General features: G+C 71.7%; 17 protein-coding genes. 13 read left to right on the top strand and 4 right to left on the bottom strand.

The genetic code is table 11. From position 1 onward, the window contains the following. Window positions 1-478: 478 nt before the first annotated feature. Window positions 479-1,093, bottom strand: a complete 615-nt coding sequence (locus RPQ07_RS29480) for a TetR/AcrR family transcriptional regulator (RefSeq protein ID WP_313949071.1) — start codon at window positions 1,091-1,093, stop codon at window positions 479-481. Between the two features lie 90 nt (window positions 1,094-1,183). Here RPQ07_RS29480 and hmgA point away from each other — a divergent pair, with 90 nt between their 5' ends. From hmgA to RPQ07_RS29460, 4 genes are all read left to right on the top strand, one after another. Beyond that, window positions 1,184-2,503: a homogentisate 1,2-dioxygenase gene (gene hmgA / locus RPQ07_RS29475; RefSeq protein ID WP_313947250.1), complete on the top strand. Its 1,320-nt coding sequence runs from the start codon at window positions 1,184-1,186 to the stop codon at window positions 2,501-2,503. A 12-nt stretch (window positions 2,504-2,515) separates the two neighbouring features. Further along, window positions 2,516-3,265, top strand: a complete 750-nt coding sequence (locus RPQ07_RS29470) for a GntR family transcriptional regulator (protein WP_313947249.1) — start codon at window positions 2,516-2,518, stop codon at window positions 3,263-3,265. Between the two features lie 71 nt (window positions 3,266-3,336). Beyond that, on the top strand, window positions 3,337-4,500 hold the full coding sequence (locus tag RPQ07_RS29465) for a type ISP restriction/modification enzyme (protein WP_313947248.1): 1,164 nt from the start codon (window positions 3,337-3,339) through the stop codon (window positions 4,498-4,500). Between the two features lie 94 nt (window positions 4,501-4,594). Continuing rightward, window positions 4,595-5,791 (top strand): CaiB/BaiF CoA-transferase family protein, encoded by a 1,197-nt coding sequence (locus RPQ07_RS29460; RefSeq protein WP_313947247.1) that lies wholly within the window; start codon window positions 4,595-4,597, stop codon window positions 5,789-5,791. 38 nt (window positions 5,792-5,829) lie between these two features. Here RPQ07_RS29460 and RPQ07_RS29455 read toward each other — a convergent pair whose 3' ends face one another. Then, entirely contained in the window at window positions 5,830-6,093 is a 264-nt protein-coding gene (locus RPQ07_RS29455) for a hypothetical protein (protein ID WP_313947246.1), read from the bottom strand. 244 nt (window positions 6,094-6,337) lie between these two features. Between RPQ07_RS29455 and RPQ07_RS29450 the strand changes: the two genes are divergently transcribed. The 4 genes from RPQ07_RS29450 to RPQ07_RS29435 all read left to right on the top strand — a co-directional run bounded on the left by RPQ07_RS29450 (window position 6,338) and on the right by RPQ07_RS29435 (window position 12,697). Then, window positions 6,338-7,879 (top strand): DUF4331 domain-containing protein, encoded by a 1,542-nt coding sequence (locus tag RPQ07_RS29450; protein WP_313947245.1) that lies wholly within the window; start codon window positions 6,338-6,340, stop codon window positions 7,877-7,879. Between the two features lie 120 nt (window positions 7,880-7,999). Continuing rightward, the gene (locus RPQ07_RS29445) at window positions 8,000-9,340 is read left to right on the top strand and encodes a tetratricopeptide repeat protein (RefSeq protein WP_313947244.1); all 1,341 of its coding nucleotides are present in this window, start codon (window positions 8,000-8,002) and stop codon (window positions 9,338-9,340) included. After that, complete coding sequence (locus tag RPQ07_RS29440) at window positions 9,337-10,890, top strand: nickel transporter (protein ID WP_313947243.1); 1,554 nt, start codon at window positions 9,337-9,339, stop codon at window positions 10,888-10,890. Before RPQ07_RS29445 ends, RPQ07_RS29440 begins: the two co-directional genes overlap by 4 nt. A 43-nt stretch (window positions 10,891-10,933) precedes the next feature. Further along, complete coding sequence (locus RPQ07_RS29435) at window positions 10,934-12,697, top strand: serine/threonine-protein kinase (protein ID WP_413777791.1); 1,764 nt, start codon at window positions 10,934-10,936, stop codon at window positions 12,695-12,697. On the opposite strand, the gene RPQ07_RS29430 is transcribed toward RPQ07_RS29435, so the two are convergent. After that, complete coding sequence (locus RPQ07_RS29430) at window positions 12,681-13,490, bottom strand: SGNH/GDSL hydrolase family protein (protein WP_313947241.1); 810 nt, start codon at window positions 13,488-13,490, stop codon at window positions 12,681-12,683. The genes RPQ07_RS29435 and RPQ07_RS29430 overlap by 17 nt on opposite strands. An 84-nt stretch (window positions 13,491-13,574) precedes the next feature. Here RPQ07_RS29430 and RPQ07_RS29425 point away from each other — a divergent pair, with 84 nt between their 5' ends. From RPQ07_RS29425 to RPQ07_RS29405, 5 genes are all read left to right on the top strand, one after another. After that, window positions 13,575-14,120 (top strand): hypothetical protein, encoded by a 546-nt coding sequence (locus RPQ07_RS29425; protein ID WP_313947240.1) that lies wholly within the window; start codon window positions 13,575-13,577, stop codon window positions 14,118-14,120. 335 nt (window positions 14,121-14,455) lie between these two features. Further along, entirely contained in the window at window positions 14,456-15,295 is an 840-nt protein-coding gene (locus RPQ07_RS29420; protein ID WP_313947239.1) for a glycosyltransferase family 2 protein, read from the top strand. Further along, a complete protein-coding gene (locus RPQ07_RS29415) occupies window positions 15,292-16,416 on the top strand; it encodes a glycosyltransferase family 2 protein (RefSeq protein ID WP_313947238.1) in 1,125 nt (374 codons plus the stop codon). Before RPQ07_RS29420 ends, RPQ07_RS29415 begins: the two co-directional genes overlap by 4 nt. A 20-nt stretch (window positions 16,417-16,436) precedes the next feature. After that, complete coding sequence (locus tag RPQ07_RS29410) at window positions 16,437-17,216, top strand: polysaccharide deacetylase family protein (RefSeq protein WP_313949070.1); 780 nt, start codon at window positions 16,437-16,439, stop codon at window positions 17,214-17,216. 86 nt (window positions 17,217-17,302) lie between these two features. Beyond that, window positions 17,303-18,394, top strand: a complete 1,092-nt coding sequence (locus RPQ07_RS29405) for a DUF5925 domain-containing protein (RefSeq protein ID WP_313947236.1) — start codon at window positions 17,303-17,305, stop codon at window positions 18,392-18,394. A 194-nt stretch (window positions 18,395-18,588) separates the two neighbouring features. Here RPQ07_RS29405 and RPQ07_RS29400 read toward each other — a convergent pair whose 3' ends face one another. Further along, entirely contained in the window at window positions 18,589-18,963 is a 375-nt protein-coding gene (locus RPQ07_RS29400; RefSeq protein WP_313947234.1) for a GntR family transcriptional regulator, read from the bottom strand. Window positions 18,964-19,002: the final 39 nt, after the last annotated feature.

Raw genomic sequence — 19,002 nt, 5'->3', positions numbered from 1 at the left:
GGTGGCCGCGCCGCAGCCCCTGCGGGGGCCGGCTGCCGGGCGGGGGTCCGGTTACCGGGAGGCGGTTACCGGGCGAGGGTCCGCGGGCCCCCAATGCCAGGCGGGGGTCCGGTTACCGGGCACGCGTCCGGGCGGGGCCCTGTTGCTGGGCGAGGGCCGGCTGCCGGGCAGGCGTCCGGGCCGGGGCGCCTGGTCGCCGGAAGGCGGCCGGGCCCCTGCCGGGATCGGGTTGCCGTAGTACCGGGCCCGGCTGCCCGGGCACGGGCCCGTGCGGGGGCCGGCTGCCGAGAGACGACCAGGAGCCGGTGGCCGCGCCGCAGCCCCTGCGGGGGCCGGCTGCCGAGAGACGGCCAAGACCCGGTGGCCGGGCACGGGCCCGCGCGAGGGCCGGCTGCCGGGCGGGATTTCTTCGCGCGGCCCGCTGCCGACAGGTGGCCCACGCCCTTGTCGGCGCCCTGAGCCGCACCCCCCAGCCGCCTCAGTCCAGTACCCGCGCCAGATACGACCGCAGCAGCTCCCGCGTCTCCCCCACGATCGCCTCGTCGCCCGACGGGTCCACCCGGAACGCCAGTTGGAGCAGGGCGTCCGCGGCCTCCACCGCGACCAGCGCCGCGCGTCGCAGCACCTCGTCCGGCTCGCGGCCCACCTGCGCCGCCAGCAGCCCGACCAGGCGGTCGGCCACCTGATGGTTCGCGCCGGCCGCCGGGGAGCCCACCGGGATCTGGTTGCCGAAGTCGATCAGCGAGAAGCCGGGGACCGTGCGTTTCATCGCCACGTACTCGCCGAGCACCACATCGAGCAGTCCCCGCCAGTCGCCTCCGGCGAGACCGGTGAGCCGGCCCGCGATGCGGTCCGTATATCTGTCCAGGTTGCGTTCGGCCAACGCGTCGGCGAGGGCACGCTTGTTGCCGAAGAACCGGTAGACCGAACCGATCGGCACCCCCGCCCGCACGGCCACCGCACGCGTCGACAGTTCCTCGTATCCGGTCTCGTCGAGAAGTTCGGCGCAGGCGTCCAGGATCCGGGCGAGCCGCTCGGCGCTCCGCCGCTGCACGGGCTCACGTCGTAGGGGGGCGTGGGACACGCGCTCCATCATGCCGTCCGGATGCCGTTGACGGGGGCGCTCCGCAATCCTACGGTAGTCCATAGGATTCCAGGATTCCTTCAGCACCGGGAGCGGGCGATGAGCGGCATCGAGCAGGCGCGGAAGACGGCCGAGTCCCTGGGGTACTCCCCCGGGTTCGGCAATGAGCACAGCTCGGAGGCCGTGCCGGGCGCACTTCCGCTCGGGCGCAATTCACCGCAGCGGGCCCCCCTCGGGCTGTACGCGGAGCAGCTGAGCGGTTCGGCGTTCACCGAGCCGCGTGTCCACAACCGCCGCTCGTGGCTCTACCGCATCCGCCCCTCGGCGGCCCACCCGCCGTTCGTCCGTGTCGGCAACGGCGGACTGCGCAGCGCGCCGTTCACCGAGACCGTCCCCGACCCCAACCGGCTGCGCTGGAACCCGCTGCCGGAGCCGGCGCCGGGGACCGACTGGCTGGCCGGTCTGTGGACGCTCGGCGGGAACGGCGACACCACCCAGCGCACCGGCATGGCCGTGCACCTCTACCACGCCAACGCGTCGATGACGGACCGGGTGTTCAGCGACGCCGACGGCGAGCTGCTGATCGTCCCCGAGCGCGGTGGCCTGCTGCTGGTCACGGAGTTCGGCATGCTCGCGGCCCGCCCCGGCGAGGTGGCCCTGATCCCGCGCGGCATCCGTTTCCGCGTGGAACTGCTCGACGACAGCGCCCGCGGTTATGTGTGCGAGAACTACGGTCAGCCCTTCCAGCTCCCGGACCTCGGCCCGATCGGCGCCAACGGCCTCGCGAACGCCCGTGACTTCATGGCCCCGGTGGCGTCCTTCGAGGACGTGGAGCGCCCGGTCGAGGTGGTCAACAAGTTCTGCGGCAACCTCTGGGCGGCGACCTACGACCACTCCCCGCTCGACGTGGTCGCCTGGCACGGCAACCACCTGCCGTACGTCTACGACCTGCACCGGTTCAACGTCATCGGCACCATCAGCTACGACCACCCGGACCCGTCGATCTTCACCGTGCTGACCTCGCCGTCCGACACCCCGGGCCTTGCGGGCGTCGACTTCGTGGTCTTCGCACCTCGCTGGCTGGTCGGCGAGAACACCTTCCGGCCGCCCTACTTCCACCGCAACGTGATGAGCGAGTACATGGGCCTGATCGAGGGCGCGTACGACGCGAAGGCGGAGGGCTTCGTGCCCGGCGGCGGCTCGCTGCACAACATGATGTCGGCGCACGGTCCGGACCGGGACACGTTCGACCGGGCGAGCGCGGCCGAGCTCAAGCCGCAGAAGATCGACGACGGGCTGGCGTTCATGTTCGAGACGCGCTGGCCGGTGACCGCGACGGAGCAGGCGGCGGGCGCGGACCATCTGCAGAAGGGCTACGACAACGTGTGGCAGGGTCTTGAGCGCCACTTCAGGTCGTAGTACGGAGATGCCGTGACCTCCTTCGCCCCCGACTCGCTGGTCCTGAACCGCAAGCTGCCGCTGTGGTACCAGGTCTCGCAGTCGCTGCGCGCCTCGATACTCGGCCGGGCGCCCGAGGCGTCGCTGCGGCTGCCCACCGAGGAGCAGCTCGCCGCGCACTACGGCGTGAGCGTGCTGACCATGCGGCAGGCTCTCAAGGAGCTGGAGGCGGAGGGGCTGATCAGCCGGCACCGCCGACGCGGCACCTTCATCGAACCGGGGGCCCGCCGGGGGGCTCCGCGCCGGCTGCTGGGCTCGATCGACGCGATCGTGGCCCAGCAGTCGGGCGAGCGGACGACGATCCTCGGGCACGGTCCCGGTCCGGTGCCCGCCGAACTGGCCGAGTACTTCCCCGACATCGCCGAGGTCGTGACGTACCGCAGGCTGCGCTGCGACGGGGAGAGCGGCGAGCCGACCAACTGGGCGGAGAACGCGGTCCGTCCGGACATCGCGGCCGCGCTGGATCTCGCGGATCTGGAGCGCTGGCCGATGACCAAGGTGCTGCGGGACGCGGTCGGTGTGCGGATCAGCCGGATCACGGACACCGTGGAGGCCCGGCTGGCGGACCCGCGTACGGCGGAGCTGCTGGACGTGCCGCTGCTGAGTCCGATCCTGCACTACACGGGTGTGACGTACGACGGCGACGGCCGGGTGGTGGACGTCGCGCGCATCCACTACCGGGGCGACCGGTTCTCCTTCTCGGTCACCCTCGACGCGGACTGACGTCGGCCTGCTGCGCGTGGATGACTAACATTCCGGCGGTACGCGCCCATGGCGAGGGGGAGGATGTCCGCATGCCGATGCTCGATGCGCTCATGCCGTGGGGCGTGCGGCCTCTGCGGCCGGGACGCTCCTGGGTGATCGCGCCGGACGCCGGGTCCCTGACCGCACGCTGGGACGCGGTGGTGCGGGCGGAGGGGCCCGCGCAGGACGCGCTGTTCGGGTGCACCCGCGCCCGCACCCCCCGGACCGCGGTGGGCCAGCTGCCCGGGCAGGCCGCGGGGACGGGCCGGTTCATCCGTGAGGACGGCCGCTGTCCGGAGCCGGTGCGGATCGCGCACGGCGCCTTCGACGAACAGTGGCTGATCCCCGACCACCGTCTCCTCGACGTCGCCCGCCCCGAGCTGTGGCGGGTCGCCGACGACCGGCAGATCTTCGCCGTCGAACAGGGCTGGACCGGGGACGCATCGGGCCCGGCCGTGCTGATGTCCGCGCTGCTTCCCGACGGCTACTCCCCCGCGGGACGGCCCGGCCGCATCCGGCCGCTGTACCGGCGTCCGGGCGGCGACGAGCCCAATCTCGCGCCCGGTCTGCTGCCCCTTCTGGAAAGCCACTACGGGCGGACGGTCGCCCCCGAGGACGTGCTCGCCTGGATCGCCGCGGCGGCCGAGCCCTCACCCGCCGGCTGCCTCGTCCCGCTGCCCGCCGATCCCGAGGTCTGGCTCACGGGCGTGGACCTGGGGCGGACCCTGCTCGACATCCAGCTCCGCGGCGCGCGCGGCGGCGCGAAGCCCCGGCTGCCGGGCGGGCGGCGCCCCTATGTCCGTGCCGCCGTGCCCGCCCGCCCCGACGCGATCGCGTACGACGCCGAGGAGGAGGTGCTGAGCGTCGGCGAGGGACGCATCTCCCCGGTGCCGCCCGCCGCCTGGGACGTAAATGTCGGCGGTACCCGGGTGCTGGAGGCCTGGTTCGCACGCCGGACCACCCAGCCCGAGCCCGGCACCCTGGAGGCGATCCGGCCCGGCGCCTGGCCGCAGGAGTGGACCTCGGAACTGCTGGAGCTGATCACCGTCCTCGCCCTGCTCGGTGAACTGACCGAACAGCGGGCCGAGTTGAAGGCCGGTACCGAGATCACCGACGTCGGGGGCGTGCTGCCGCCGCCGGACAGGGCCCGTCGGCCCGCGTCCGTACTCGACCACCACGAGGAAGGCCCGGAGGGCCAGTTCGCCCTGCTCTGACCGCGGCCACCGGTGCACTCCGCGTCGGCCGGGCGGTCGCGCACCCGCCCGCCGAGATGACAGATGCCCTGCGTACGCGATAGGTACGGCTGTCATGAGCACTCAGCCACTGCCGCTCGACGGGGTCACCGTCGTCGCCGTCGAGCAGGCCGTATCGGCCCCGTTCGCCACCCGCCAGCTCGCCGACCTCGGCGCCCGTGTCATCAAGATCGAGCGTCCGGACGGCGGCGACTTCGCCCGCGACTACGACACGGCCGCCCATGGACTCGCCTCTCACTTCGTGTGGTGCAACTACGGCAAGGAGTCCATCGCCGTCGACCTCAAGGACCCGCGCGGGCTGGAGATCGTGCAGCGGCTCGTCGCGGACGCCGACGTGTTCGTGCAGAACCTCGCCCAGGGCGCGGCCGCCCGGCTCGGCCTGGACGCGGCCACCCTGTGCGCCGCCCACCCCCGGCTGGTCGCCGTGGACATCTCGGGCTACGGCGCGGAGGGCCCGTACGCCCACAAACGGGCCTACGACATGCTCGTGCAGTGCGAGGCCGGCCTGGTCTCCGTCACCGGGACCGCCGAACGGCCGGTGAAGGCCGGCATTCCGGCGGCCGACATCGCCGCCGCCATGTACGCCTTCTCCGGGGTGCTGGCCGCGCTGCTGCGCCGGGGCGTCTCGGGCCGCGGCGGACCGGTGGAGATCTCGATGCTGGAGTCCCTCGCCGAGTGGATGGGACATCCGCTGCACTACGGGATGCACGGCGGTCAGCCTCCGGCGCGCACGGGCCTCGCACATGCCGTCATCGCACCGTACGACGCCTACACCACCGCGGACGGCGGGCAGGTGCTGCTGTCGGTGCAGAACGACCGGGAATGGCGGCGGCTGGCCGAACAGGTGCTGGAACTGCCCGGCCTGGGCACCGATCCGCACTTCGCCACCAATACGGCCCGTACGGCGAATCGCGTGCGGACGGACGCGGCGGTGGGCCTGGCACTCGGGAAACTGGGCACCCAGGAGGCCGTCGACCGGCTGGAGGCCGCGGGCATCGCCTGCGCGCGGCTCAACGATGTGACGGATGTGGCCGGACATCCGCAGCTCGCGGCGCGTGACCGGTGGCGGGAGGTCGGTTCACCGGTCGGTCCGCTGAAGGCACTGCTTCCGCCGATCACCCTGCCGGGTGGACCGGAGGTACCGATGGGTGCGGTCCCCGCGCTCGGCGAGCACACCGACGCGCTGCTGAGGTCCCTGGGAATGACGGACGAGGGGACAGCAGCGCTGCGCCGGGACGGTGTGGTCGCCTGAGCGCGCGGTCGCGGGGTCGCGATGCGAAGGCGGCCGGATCAGCTCCGGCTGCCGAACAGCGAGCGGCGCAGCCTGCGCAGGGGCGCGAAGAGCGAGACGCGCGCGCTCTTGCTCCTGCGGCTGTGCGCCACATCACGCGTGGTGAGCTCGCGCATCAGCGATGTCGCCTCGACCGTCTCGCGCTGCGGGACGGCAGGGCCGCCCAGCACCGAAAGATGCCGGTCGAGACGCGAACTGGTCGCGCTGCTCCCACATGTGATGGCAGGCACTCGTGCCCTGCTCCGCACTGCTATCTGATCCATGTCACTCCCCACCCGTACGACGCACCCGGCCCGGGCAGGTTAACCCTATCGCCCCGGCATCACACTCGTGTATCCCGGGCGCAGGATTCACCACACCTGTACGCGAGTTGACGACCACTCACCGAATCCATGAGTTTCCAGGGCGAGTTGGACACTTTCGAATCTCCACCAATCCATCCGTCGCGCGGCCCCGAATGGCACGCGCAAGGCAACCGAACCTCGTTGCTCAGAACGGACGGACGCAATGACCGCAATCAACAGGAGCGGGTGGGGGCCCGGAACTTTCCGGGGGCGCAGGAGTCTCGCCGCGCTCACCTGTGGTGCTCTGGCTGCCGGGGCGCTCGCCGCCGGCGGCGTGGCCGCACTGACGCCGGAGGCGGCCAGCGCCTCCAGTCACCGGGAGGCCCCGCTGATCTCGGGCCAGCCCCAGTTCGACAACACCGACGTGTACGCCTTCGTCAGCCCGGACAAGCCGGACACGACGACGCTGGTGGCCAACTGGCTGCCGTTCGAGGACCCGGCGGGCGGCCCGAACTTCTACAAGTTCGCCACCGACGCCCAGTACGACATCCACATCGACAGCAACGGCGACGCGCAGGGCGATTTGCTCTACCGCTGGACGTTCAAGGAACACCTGAAGAACGACAAGACGTTCCTCTACAACACCGGTCCCGTCACCAGCCTCGACGACCCGGACCTCAACTTCACGCAGACGTACGACATCGACCTGCTGCGCCTGAAGGACCAGAAGGTCGCCTCCACCCACAAGATCGCGGACGACGTCCCGGTGGCGCCGTCCAACGTGGGCAAGGCGTCCATGCCGGACTACAGCGTGCTGCGCAAGCAGGCGGTGCACCAGCTGCCGAGCGGTCTCACCACCTTCGCCGGCCAGGCCGACGACCCGTTCTTCCTGGATCTGCGGGTCTTCGACCTGCTGTACGGCGGTGACCTCTCCGAGGTCGGCAACGACACGCTCAAGGGCTACAACGTCAACACCCTCGCGCTCCAGGTGCCGACGCACTACATACAGCAGTCGGCCGAACAGCCGGTCGTCGGCATCTGGTCGACGACCCAGCGCAAGAGCGCGAGCGGCCACTGGACCCAGGTCTCGCGACTCGGGATGCCGCTGGTCAACGAGGTCGTCCTGCCCCTCAAGGACAAGGACAAGTTCAACGCGTCCTCGCCGTGGAACGACGCCGACTTCCTGCCGTCGGTGACCAACCCGGAGCTGCCCAAGCTGATCGAGGGCATCTACAAGATCAAGGCTCCGGCCGAACCGCGCAACGACCTCGTGTCGGTCTTCCTGACCGGTGTGAAGGACCTCAACCAGCCGCCCGGGGTGAAGCCCGCGGAGGCCCTGCGGCTGAACACGTCCATCAAGCCCACGGCCGAGCCGAAGAGGCTGGGTGTGCTCGACGGTGACAACGCCGGCTTCCCCAACGGCCGCAGGCTGACCGACGACGTCCTGGACATCGCGCTCCAGGTCGTCGAGGGCGAACTCGTCGGCTCGAAGAACGACCTGGGCGACGCGGTCGACGCCAACGACGCGAAGTTCGAGGCGAGTTTCCCCTATGTCGCGCTGCCGACCGCGGGCTCGCGCGGCCCCACGGCCGAGGGCGCCACGGCGCGCAACGCACTGAACGGCGGAGCGGGCCTGTCGTCCTCCTCCGACGACAACAGGACCCTGCTGATCGCCTCCGCGGGCGGCGCCGTCGCGGGTGTGCTGCTGATCGCCACGGCCCTGACCTGGTGGCGCAGGCGCCGGCGGACGACGAGCTACATCTAGGCGCGCCGAGCCCCGAGCCGCCCTTCGAGACGGGGGCCGGGCACGCCGTGCCCGCCCCCGTCCGCTCCACCGATCAGATCAGGGCCCCGTTCACCGGGCCCGGCCCCGAGAGGACCGAAGATGTCTCAGCAGACCAGCGAAGCCCCCCAGGCACCCCGGGGCGGCCTCCGGCGGCGGTTGGCCGTCGGGCTGGGAGCCGTCGGGGTGGCGCTGGCGATCAGCGCGGGCGCCGTCGTGCTGGGCGGCGACGGGCAGGAGCCGGCGGCACCCCTCGGCGGCGCCGCCGTCATCGGGGCGGACGTACGGGCCCTCGAAACACATCTGAAGAGCCGGCCCAAGGACGACCGGGGCTGGGCGACGCTCGGTTCGGCCCGTGTCGAGGAGGCACGGACCTCCGGCGACCCGGCCGGCTACCCACGTGCCGCCGACGCCTTCGAACGGTCGCTGAAGCTGCGGCGCGAGGGCAATGACGCGGCCCTCGCCGGACGGGCCGCGCTGGCGGCCGCCCGGCACGACTTCACCGGCGCACTGCGGGACGCCGGGCAGGCGCTGGCGGTCAATCCGTACAGCGAACAGGCGCTGGCGGTGCGCATCGACTCGCTCGTCGAACTCGGCCGCTACGACCAGGCGTTGAAGGCTGCCGAGGAGGCGGACCTCAAGCGTCCCGGCATACCGGCCTTCACACGTCTCGCCTATGTGCTCGAACTGCGCGGCGACACCAAGGGCGCGAGCCGCGTCCTCACCCTGGCCATGACGTCCGCCACCGCCCCCGGCGACATCGCCTACGTCGCCACCGCACTCGGCCAGCTCACCTGGTCCCAGGGGCAGTACGACACGGCGCTGAAGCACTGCGCCACGGCGCTGCGCGCCGAGCCGAGGAACATCGCGGCGCTGGAATGCCGGGCCCGGACGCACGCGGCCCAGGGGAAGACGGCCGAGGCGATCCGTGAGTACGAGGCGATCGTCGCCCGCTACCCGCTCCCCGGCCAACTCGTCGCGCTCGGCGAGCTGTACGAGGCCGCGGGGAAGGACGCCGAGGCCCGCCGGCAGTACGCGCTGATCGGCACCTGGACGTCGCTCGCCCGCGCGGGCGGGGTGAACCCGGATCTGGACACGGCGCTCGCCGCCGCCGACCACGGTGACAAGGCGGTCGCCCTCAAGGCCGCGCAGGCCGAATGGCAGCGGCGCAGGACCGTGCACACGGCCGACGCGCTCGGCTGGGCGCTGTACCGCAACGGCCGTGCGAAGGACGCGCTGCCGTACGCCCGCAAGGCCACGGCGACCGGCTACCGCAACGCCGCGTTCCTCTACCACCTGGGGATGGTCGAGCAGGCGGCCGGTGCGAAGGCGCCCGCCCGCCGCTCCCTCACCCGGGCCCTCTCGCTCAACCCCGGTTTCTCGCCGCTCGCTCCGGCCGAGATCCGGCGCACCCTGAAGAACAGCGCCAAGGAGACGTCATGAGCACGGTGAGCAGGGCAAGGACCCTGAGGAAGCGCATCGCCGTCGTCGGCACGCTGGTCGCCGGACTGTTCCTCGTCTTCGCGGGGACGGCGGCCGCCCACCCGCTCGGCAACTTCACCGTCAACCGTTACGACGGACTGGTCGTCGCCCGGGGCGAGTTGCGGGTCGACCACGTCGAGGATCTGGCGGAGATCCCGACCGCCCAGATCGATCCGGGTGTGCGGACGCCCGCGAAGCTTCCCGGCTGGGCGGCTGCGCGCTGCGCGACCGCGGCGCGCGAAGCCCGCGCGGAGGTGAACGGCCGCGCGGTGGCGCTCAGGGCCGGCGCGAGCCGGGCCGACATACGCCCCGGGCAGGCCGGTCTGGCGACGCTGCGGCTGGAGTGCGAACTGACGGCCGCTCTGCCGGACGGCGAAGCGGCCGTCTCCTTCCGGGCTCCGGGCGGCGACGGGGGGCCGGGCTGGCGTGAGGTCACGGCGCGCGGCGACCGGATGACGCTCGCGGAGTCCGACGTGCCGCGGGAATCGCTGTCCCGGCGGTTGTCCGAGTACCCCGAGGACCGGCTGGCCTCTCCCCCCGACCGTACGAAGGCCGCGCTCGAGGTGGTGCCCGGTGGCCCCGCCCTGGCCTCCGACGGTGACGAGGAGGGCGCGGGCCCCGCCTCCGTACTGCCGCGTGGCGCGGACCGGTGGACGCAGGCCCTGACCGGGCTGGTCGAGCGGCGCGATCTCACCCTGCCGTTCGCCGCCCTCGCTCTGGCGACGGCGATCGCGCTGGGCGCCATGCACGCGCTTGCTCCCGGCCACGGCAAGACCCTGATGGCCGCCGCGGCAGCGGCCGGCGGGCGCAACTCGGTACGTGAGGTACTCACACTCGGCATCTCGGTCACCGTCACCCACACCCTCGGGGTGTTCGCGCTGGGGGCGCTGGTGGCGGCGGGCTCGGCGGCGGCGCCGTCGGTCGTCGCCTGGCTGGGTGTGGCGAGCGGCGCGCTCGTCGCGCTGGCCGGGGCCGCGCTCGTCCTGCGGGCATGGCGTCGCCGTGGCCGACCGCACCACCACCATCACCACGGTCACGGACATGACCACGGACATGCGCACGGACACGACCACCACGGGGACGGGCACTCGCACGGCCACGCGCATCACGGCCACGGCCACTCCCATGACCACCACGGCCACCCGCACAGCCTGCCGGGCGAGAAGCGGCGCGGGCTGCGCGGCACCCTGCTCCTCGGGTTCGCCGGGGGCATGGTGCCGAGCCCCTCCGCCGTCGTCGTCCTCGTCGGCGCGGCCGCCCTCGGCCATGCCTGGTTCGGCTTCCTGCTCGTCCTCGCCTACGGCGCGGGTCTCGCCCTGACGCTGGCCGCCGCCGGATTCCTCGTCGTGCGAGTCGGCGCGGGAGCGGCGAAGCGCCTCGCGGAACGCAAACGCCGCGGTGGCAGGGTCCTCGCCCTCGCACATCGGGCCGCTCCCCTCGGTACGGCGTTCGTGGTGTTCGTCCTGGGATGCGGATTGGTGTTCAGGGGGGCCGCAGCGGCCTGGAGTTGAGCTAGCTTTGAGTGGTTTCCACCGAGATGCCGTGCTGCAACGGATGGGGGCTCGCGTGCCCGAGAATCAACTGATCGCCGGGCGTTACCGACTGCTGAGCCCTCTGGGCGAAGGCGGTATGGGTGTGGTGTGGCGCGCCCGCGACGAGGTGCTGGCCCGCGAGGTCGCGGTCAAGGAGGTGCGGGCGCCCGCCGGTCTGGGCACCACGGACGAGCGTCGGCTCTACCAGCGCCTGGAGCGGGAGGCGTGGGCCGCGGGCCGGATCTCGCACCGCAATGTGGTCACCGTCTACGACGTGGCCACCGAGGACGGCCGCCCGTGGATCGTGATGGAACTGGTCCGCGGGCTCGCCCTGTCCGACGTCCTGGAGGCGGAGGGCCCGCTCACCCCGCAGCGTGCGGCCCACGTCGGCGCCGAGGTGCTCGCCGCGCTGCGCGCCGCGCACGAGGCGGGCGTACTGCATCGCGATGTGAAGCCGGGAAACGTCCTCGTCGCCAACGACGGACGGGTGGTGCTCACCGACTTCGGCATCGCCACGGTCGAGGGCACCTCCAACCTCACGATGACGGGCGAGCTCATCGGCTCACCCGAATTCCTCGCACCCGAGCGGGCACTCGGCCGCAACCCGGGTCCCGAGTCCGACCTCTGGTCCCTCGGCGTCCTGCTGTACGCGGCCGTCGAGGGCATCACCCCGTTCCGCCAGAACACTCCGCTGAACACCCTGCGGGCCGTAGTGGACGAGGAGTTGCCGCCTCCGCGCCGGGCCGCTGAGCTGACACCGGTGATCGCCGGGCTGCTGCGCAAGGACCCGGCGGACCGGCTCCCGGCGGACGAGGCCGAGCGGATGCTACGGGTGGTGGGCGCGGGCGGGACGGCGCGGACGTCCGTACCGCCGGTGTCGGGTCCGTACAGCCCCACGATGACGTCCACATCACCGGGCACTCCCCCGCCCACCGGACCGGGACGGCCCGTGCCGACGATGGCGGGCATGGCGGCCACGGCGCCGACTCCCGCTCCGCGGCAGGGACATCCCCGTCGGGCGAAGGTGGCACTGGCCGCGGGCATCGCGGTTCTGCTGCTCGCCGCCGGCGGTCTGGCCTGGGCACTGGCCGGTAACGACAAGGGCAACGGCACGAACGCGGGCGACGACGGGGGCGGCACCGAAACTCCCGGCGCTGCGACCGCGGGTACCGCCGGCACCGGCAGTTCGCCCGACGCCACCGGTGGCGACACCGGCACGGAGACGGACGACGGCGGGAGCGGCGGCGACGGCGGTGCGACGGGAGGCAACGGCGCGTCGACGCACGACCGTCCGCAGACCGTCTCGGTCCACATCAGCACCGTGCACGACAGCTATTCGGGCACCTGCCCGCCGCCGGAAGCGGAGGCTCCGGCCTTCCGGGCGACCATCACGGTGGGCCGGGTGCCCGCCGCCGTCGAGTACCGCTGGGCCACCGAGAGCGGCAAGGGCTCCGACACGGGCTGGAAGACCCTGCGGTTCGGTTCGGGGGACGGAAAGCAGCGGGACGTCAACCACGTCGAACGGAACCACCGGAACTACGCGGAGGGCGACACGTACCACGACCGGATCCGGGTGGAGATCCGGAAACCGGTCGAGGCACGGTCCGGTTGGGTCGACTTCTCGGTCAGCTGCGACGAGGAGTCCCCGTCGGGCGGGGACTCCTCGCCGGACGGGGACTCCTACTCGCCCGGGACCGGAGGCGGCGCGGACGTGGCGGACCCGGCTGACCCGGTGGACAGCGCGGCTGCCGCGGCCGGACGGACCGGGCTCACACGCGAGAGGTGAAGCTGGGCAGATAGCCGCCGGACTGCCCGGCGGCGGTGGGGTGGTACGACTCGCCGATGTTGAGCCAGTTCACGCTGTGCAGCCACGCCGAGCCGGAGCAGATCTCGTGTCCGGTGAAGGCGGGGACGACGTCGGCGAAGTCGTAGCCGTGGTTCGCTGCGCGCTTCGCGATGGCGGCGTTGAGGTAGTCGGCGGCCGAGTTGATCGCGGACCGTTCGTTCTCGCTGAGGCCGGCGAGGCAGCTGCCGCCCAGCTTGTAGAAGCGGGGGTAGCCGAGGACGACGACCTGGGCCGAAGGGGCCCGGGAGCTGATGGCCGTGTACACGGAGTCGAGTTGTCCGGGCAGGGTCGTGTTGACGTACGAGCGGGCCTGGTTGATGCGGTTGATGCAGGTGGCCTCCGACTGGAGGACACAGGTGGTCATCACGTCGGAGAAGCCGGCGTCGTTGCCGCCGATGGTGATGGAGACCAGATCGGTGGCGGAGTTGAGGGGGGCGAGCTGGCCGGAGAGAACATCACCCGTACGAGCGCCCGAGCAAGCGGTGAACGCGAACGACGAGGGTGAATGGGCGGCGGCCCAGAGCTTGGGGTAGGCGCGGGTGCTGCGCTTGCAGTTGCCGCTGGCGCTGTCGTAGCTGCCGGCTCCGACTCCGGATGAGTAGGAGTCGCCCAGCGCCACGTAGTCAAGGGCGAGGGCTCGGTCATGGGCCTGCGCCTGGCCCGCTCCGGTGAGAGCGAGAACGGCGCCGAGGAGGAGTGAGGATGAGAATGCCGCGATTCGGGACAGTTTCATGGAACCTCCCTTTAGCAGGATCTCTGCCTCAACTTTCGTAGCAGGGCCCATACTTCACCGGAAGTGTCCATGCCAAAAATTCCTATGGTCGTCTTGACGCCACCAGACGTGCTGGTCAGCATGAGGGCGTCGCATCCGACGCCTGGGGGGGTTGAGTCGGCCATGCAGACCATCAAGAACAAGCCACCACCGGCCGCGTCGGATCTCCTGTCGGTGGCCGCCGGCGCGGCGTTCGCCGTGTCGGGTGTCGGCGTCGTGCTGGCCCTCGCGGACGTCCAGTCGCCATTGCGCGCGCCGTTCGTGCTCTTCTTCCTCTTCGCGGGGCCCGCCTGCGGGCTGTTCGCCGCACTGTCCGGATTCGACCCCGCCGTCCGTGCGGCCGTCGCCGCCGCCGGAGCCGTCGGCATCGGCCTGCTCGCCGCCCTGCCGGCCTCGTCCCTGCACATCCTCGACGTCGGCGGTGGGGTCGTCGCCGTCGCGGTGATCACCGCCCTGCTGTTCCTGTGGGCGCCCGCGCGCCGAATGCGGAATCCGGGGTCCGGCACACCTAGTGATCAATTCCTGAAAGCGATCAAGAAAATTCGATCAGGAAGCGCTGCGTTCTCCATCCGATTCGGGGCCAAAAAGTAAAAAAGCGAGACCGGGGTCCAGGTCTTGCCATACAGTCCTAATCATCAATACCGTCGTACATCCACCCGCAACGGTCCATCACGCAAGCGGCACTAGGGGAGGGCTCAAGCGTCGCGATGGCTTCGAAGCGGGAGGCGCGGTAGGGGGGTGCCGTGCTCGGTTTTCGTGCTCTTAACCGAGTCGTAATGCCGCGCGGCCAGTTCTGCAACTCACCCAAAGGTACGGAGGGTTATTCGGCATTGGCGGGTGAGAAGTAAACCCCCCTTTCAAACCGGACACTCATCCGGATCGCCCGTGGGGCGGGCGGTCCACCGGTGGAGAGGGAAAACTGCATCATGAGCTCAGTCCTGCACCCGGCCGCTCCGGGGCAAGATCCGTCGGTGAACGAAGTGAGCCGTATATCTGCCGTCTACCGGCCGATCTCGTCCCATCTCGCCATCACACCGCCGGTCAGCGTCGTGATTCCCGCAATGAACGAGGCGGAGAATCTGCCGTACGTCTTCAAGACACTTCCGCACTGGATTCACGAAGTCGTGCTGGTCGACGGCAATTCCAGTGACAACACCGTCGAGGTCGCCCGCGAACTGTGGCCGGACGTCAAGGTCGTCAAACAGGCCGGCAAGGGCAAAGGGGATGCCCTGATCAGCGGATTCGCCGCCTGCACCGGCGACATCATCGTCATGGTCGACGCGGACGGTTCGGCCGACGGAAACGAGATCGTCTCCTATGTCTCGGCGCTCGTCTCGGGAGCCGACTTCGCCAAGGGTTCGCGTTTCGCCAACGGCGGCGGCACCGACGACATGACACCGATCCGCAAGCTCGGCAACCGGATTCTGTGCGCCGTCGTCAACGCCAAGTTCGGGGCGAGATACACCGACCTCTGCTACGGCTACAACGCCTTCTGGAAACACTGCCTCGGCGACATCGACCTCGACTGCACCGGGTTCGAGATCGAGACCCTGATGAACATCCGCGTCGTCAAGGCCGGCCTGCGGGTCCAGGAGGTTCCCAGCCACGAGTACCTGCGCATCCACGGCGTCAGTAATCTGCGCGCCGTCCGGGACGGCCTGCGTGTGCTCAAGGTGATCCTCAAGGAGAAGGGCGCGCGCCGCGCCCAGCGCACCCGCCACGCGGCGGCGCCCGACGTGACGGTCCCCCGGGGAGAGACGTCTTGAGCGACCGCCGGTTCTCGGTGGTGATCTGCGTCTACACCGAGGACCGCTGGGAGGACATCCTCGCGGCCGTCGACTCGGTGCGGACGCAGTCGCTGCCGGCTCTCGAGACGCTGCTCGTGGTGGACCACAATCCCGCCCTGCTCGCCCGGCTCCGGGAGGAGTACAAGGAGTTCGGCGCGCACGGCGGGTCCGCCGCGGAAGATGAGGAGGTGCGGGTGCTCGCCAACGCGGGCCCCCGCGGCCTCTCCGCGGGCCGCAACACCGGCATCGCCGTGGCCCGCGGTGAGTTCGTCGCCTTCCTCGACGACGACGCCGTGGCCGAGCGCGACTGGCTGCGGTACTTCGCCGAGGGGTACGAAGACCCGCGGGTGATGGCGGTCGGCGGCCGGACCACGGCCGCCTGGGCGTCGGGACGCAGGCCGCGGTGGTTCCCAGAGGAGTTCGACTGGGTCGTCGGCTGCACCTACCGCGGGCTGCCGCCGGGCAAGGTGCGGGTCCGCAATGTGCTGGGCGGCAACGCCTCGTTCCGGCGCAGCGCGTTCGACGCCTCCGGCGGCTTCGCCACCGGCATCGGCCGCGACGGCGACAAACGGCCGCTGGGCTGCGAGGAGACCGAACTGTGCATCCGGCTCGCCGAAGCGCTGCCGGAAGCGGTCCTCCTCATCGACGACCGCGCGGTCATCCACCACAAGGTCCCGGCCGTCCGGGAACGGTTCGCCTACTTCCGTACCCGCTCCTACGCCGAGGGGCTTTCCAAGGCACTGGTGGCCCGGAGTGTGGGCGCGGACAAGGGGCTGGAGTCCGAACGCCGCTACACCACACGGGTTCTGCCCGCGGGAGTGGTGCGCGGACTGAGGGACGCGGTGCTCGGCCGGCCGGGTGGCGCGGGCCGGGCCGGCGCGATCGTCGCCGGTGTCGCGGCGGCTGCCGGCGGCTATGCGGTGGGCAGCGCCCGGGCCCGCCGCGGCGGGGTCACCTTCTCGTCGGGCCCGATCGCGCCCGTGCCGGACGGGTCGCCGGTGCCGGACACTTCGCTCGCGGCGCCCGTACCGTCCGAGTCACCCACGTCGTCCGTGTCCACGGCCTCCACGGCCTCCACGGCAGGAGGTCACAGCGGTTGAACCGACCCGTCCCCATCCTGATGTACCACGCCGTCGCGCACCGGCCGTCCGAGGAGACGCTCGGTCTCTCGGTCACCCCCGACGCCTTCGCCGAGCAGCTCGATCTGCTCGACAAGCGCGGGTTCACGCCGGTGACGACGTCGGAGCTGGCCGGTGCCTGGCGGTCGGGCGGCAGCCGTCCGCTGCCGCACCGGCCGGTGCTGATCACCTTCGACGACGGCTACGAGGGCGTGCACCGGCACGCCCTTCCCGTCCTCGCCGGACACGGATTCACCTCGACGCTGTTCGTCTCGACCGGCTGGCTGCGCGGTGAACACGACGAGGGCGGCGCGCTCGACACGATGCTCGACTGGGACCAGGTGCGTGAACTGGCCGCCGCGGGCACGGAGATCGGCGGCCACACCCACACCCATCCCCAGATGGACCAGCTCGACGACGAGCGGCTGCGGTACGAGACCGTCCGCTGCCGCGACATCATCGCCGGTGAACTGGGCGAGCCGCCCGTCTCCTTCGCCTACCCCTACGGCTACTCCAGCCGCCGGGTACGGCGGACGGTCCGGGAGGCGGGCTTCACCCAGTCGCTCGCCGTGGGCAACGCACTCGCCCGCCGCGCCCAGGGCCCGTACGCCCTGGAACGCGTGACCGTACGGCGCAGCACGGACATCTCGGAGTTCGAGCAGTTGATCGAAGGGCGGGCCGTCGCCAGGAACTTCGCCAGGGACCGTGCCCTCACCAAGGGGTACGCCGTCGTGCGCAGGACACGCCGGGCCGTGACACTGCTCCGGGAGGCCCGCACCTGATGCCACCACCGGGCGCGGCCCCACCGGAACGCGCCACCGGTCAAAACACCGTGCGCGGACAGGTTCGGTGACGGATCATGGGCCCCATGTCCGCACAGCCTCAAGACGCACTGCCGATCCGGCTCAACGTCGACGACAGCGATTCGCCGTCGGATGTCGTCGACGCGCTGTTCCTCGGCCGTTTCGCGACGGGCGAGCAGCCGCACTCCCACAGCTCCTCCATCGACCGCGTCAAGTCCGGGGCCACACTGCTGCCGCCGTCGGCCACCGTGCTGCGCTCGGCCCGCGACGACGACCGCAGTGCCGTGCTCGCCGAGGGCGAGGGCTGGACCCTGCTGGTGTCCCGCTGGAACCGCGGGGCCGATGTCACGGTGACGGCGGTCAGCGAGGAGCTGGCGGAGAAGATCCTCAAGGCGACGACGGACGGCGCGGAGGACGAACCCGAGCCGCAGCCGGAGAACGTGACGATGGGGTTCTGGTACGTCTCCCCGCGGCGCGGCCCGCACCGCACGACCCGCCAGATCGCCGCCGGCACCTGGGAAGAGGTGCGGTCCAACTACACGGCGCCGGTGGCCGACGCGATGGACCGGCTGATGAAGGTGACGCCCGACGACATCGCGGGCCGGCTGCTTCTGCTGCACGGCCCGCCGGGTACGGGCAAGACGTCCGCGCTGCGCACGCTGGCCCGGTCCTGGCGGGACTGGTGCCAGGTCGACTGCGTACTGGACCCGGAGCGGCTGTTCAACGACGTCGGCTATCTGATGGACATCGCGATCGGCGAGGACGACGGCACCGCCAAGGGACGCTGGCGGCTGCTGCTCCTGGAGGACTGCGACGAGCTGATCCGCGGCGAGGCCAAGCACACGGCGGGCCAGGCACTGTCCCGGCTGCTCAACCTCACCGACGGGCTGCTCGGACAGGGCCGGAACGTCCTGGTGGGTGTGACGACCAACGAGGACCTGGAGCGCCTCCACCCGGCGGTGGTCCGCCCGGGTCGCTGTCTGGCCCGCATCGAGGTGGGCTCGCTGACCCGCACGGAGGCGGTGAACTGGCTGGGCACGGAGGAGGGCGTGGGCCGCGAGGGCGCGACCCTGGCCGAGCTGTACGCCCTGCGCCGCGGCCACAGCCCGGCGTCGGTCCCGAACCAGCAGGGCGTGGACGCGGGGCTGTACCTCTAGGGGCGGCGTCCCGGACCGACGTCGCGACCGGTATACCGGACCGGCCTCGCGGCCCCGGCCTCCCGACCGGCATCCCGACCAGCGTCCCGGACCGGCCTCCCGACCGGCATCCCGGACCGGCCCCGCGGCCCCCGGCCTCCCGACCGGCCTCCGGACCGGCCTCGCGGAGATTTCCGGGCGCGCCGCCGCGGACCTCAGGTGCCGTACGCCGCGCGCAGCGCGTCCGAGACGGCGGCCTCCGCAGCCGCCCGCGTCAGTCCGAGGCGCCGTGCCTCCGCCGCGTACTCCCCCGCCGCCACGGCGGCCCGCCGCTCGGCGGCGTCCCCCGCAGCCGCCACGAACGTCCCGTTCCGCCCGCGCGTCTCGATCACCCCGTCCCCCTCCAGCGCGCGGTACGCCTTGGCGACCGTGTTCGCCGCCAGCCCCAGCTCCTCCGCCAGCCCGCGCACGGTGGGCAGCTTGTACCCGACAGGCAGCCGCCCGGACCGGGCCCGGGCGGAAATCTGCGCGCGCAGTTGTTCGTACGGGGCGGTCGCGGAGTCCGCGTCGATGGCGATCTTCAAGGTCACCCTTCCGATTCTCCCCCACCGGCGGAAATTGGGAGGCGA

The sequence above is a fragment of the Streptomyces sp. AM8-1-1 genome (genome assembly GCF_032229325.1).
Lineage (GTDB): Bacteria > Actinomycetota > Actinomycetes > Streptomycetales > Streptomycetaceae > Streptomyces > Streptomyces achmelvichensis.
Note: the sequence above shows the minus strand (reverse complement) of the source record. Positions and strands in the feature narration are given on the sequence as shown.

What these genes read in the sequence shown, in the direction of transcription:
- RPQ07_RS29420 (WP_313947239.1), top strand. Translation starts at nt 14,456, where the DNA reads ATGAGCTCAGTCCTGCACCCGGCCGCTCCGGGGCAAGATCCGTCGGTG.
- RPQ07_RS29445 (WP_313947244.1), top strand. Translation starts at nt 8,000, where the DNA reads ATGTCTCAGCAGACCAGCGAAGCCCCCCAGGCACCCCGGGGCGGCCTC.
- RPQ07_RS29435 (WP_413777791.1), top strand. Translation starts at nt 10,934, where the DNA reads ATGGGGGCTCGCGTGCCCGAGAATCAACTGATCGCCGGGCGTTACCGA.
- RPQ07_RS29405 (WP_313947236.1), top strand. Translation starts at nt 17,303, where the DNA reads ATGTCCGCACAGCCTCAAGACGCACTGCCGATCCGGCTCAACGTCGAC.
- RPQ07_RS29430 (WP_313947241.1), bottom strand. Translation starts at nt 13,490, where the DNA reads ATGAAACTGTCCCGAATCGCGGCATTCTCATCCTCACTCCTCCTCGGC.
- RPQ07_RS29440 (WP_313947243.1), top strand. Translation starts at nt 9,337, where the DNA reads ATGAGCACGGTGAGCAGGGCAAGGACCCTGAGGAAGCGCATCGCCGTC.
- RPQ07_RS29450 (WP_313947245.1), top strand. Translation starts at nt 6,338, where the DNA reads ATGACCGCAATCAACAGGAGCGGGTGGGGGCCCGGAACTTTCCGGGGG.
- RPQ07_RS29460 (WP_313947247.1), top strand. Translation starts at nt 4,595, where the DNA reads ATGAGCACTCAGCCACTGCCGCTCGACGGGGTCACCGTCGTCGCCGTC.
- RPQ07_RS29410 (WP_313949070.1), top strand. Translation starts at nt 16,437, where the DNA reads ATGTACCACGCCGTCGCGCACCGGCCGTCCGAGGAGACGCTCGGTCTC.
- RPQ07_RS29480 (WP_313949071.1), bottom strand. Translation starts at nt 1,093, where the DNA reads ATGGAGCGCGTGTCCCACGCCCCCCTACGACGTGAGCCCGTGCAGCGG.
- RPQ07_RS29425 (WP_313947240.1), top strand. Translation starts at nt 13,575, where the DNA reads ATGGTCGTCTTGACGCCACCAGACGTGCTGGTCAGCATGAGGGCGTCG.
- RPQ07_RS29455 (WP_313947246.1), bottom strand. Translation starts at nt 6,093, where the DNA reads ATGGATCAGATAGCAGTGCGGAGCAGGGCACGAGTGCCTGCCATCACA.
- hmgA (WP_313947250.1), top strand. Translation starts at nt 1,184, where the DNA reads ATGAGCGGCATCGAGCAGGCGCGGAAGACGGCCGAGTCCCTGGGGTAC.
- RPQ07_RS29465 (WP_313947248.1), top strand. Translation starts at nt 3,337, where the DNA reads ATGCCGATGCTCGATGCGCTCATGCCGTGGGGCGTGCGGCCTCTGCGG.